The sequence below is a fragment of the Sinorhizobium sp. GQ132 genome, assembly GCF_059758575.1.
In genome coordinates this window covers 1-210 of sequence record NZ_JCAXDX010000083.1, presented here as the reverse complement: position 1 = coordinate 210, position 210 = coordinate 1, and the positions used below count along the sequence as shown (strand labels likewise).

At 60.5% G+C, this 210-nt stretch carries 1 tRNA gene; it reads left to right on the top strand.

Annotated features, from left to right (window positions below):
• Window positions 1–107: 107 nt before the first annotated feature.
• A tRNA-Ala gene (locus AC6CIG_RS29825) sits at window positions 108–183 on the top strand.
• The last annotated feature ends 27 nt before the right edge of the window (window positions 184–210 follow it).

Genomic DNA, 210 nt, shown 5'->3' with positions numbered 1-210 from the left:
TCATGGTGACCCCGGCCAGTCTCTCTAGTTTGTTTGTCCTCGCGATCTTCGATCGCTGCGGGCAAACGGGCCGGGCCCTTCGGAGCGATCCGGAGCGCATCGAAGATGGGGCTGTAGCTCAGCTGGGAGAGCACCTGCTTTGCAAGCAGGGGGTCAGCGGTTCGATCCCGCTCAGCTCCACCATTCGATTGGTGTTGAACTGGCGGATAT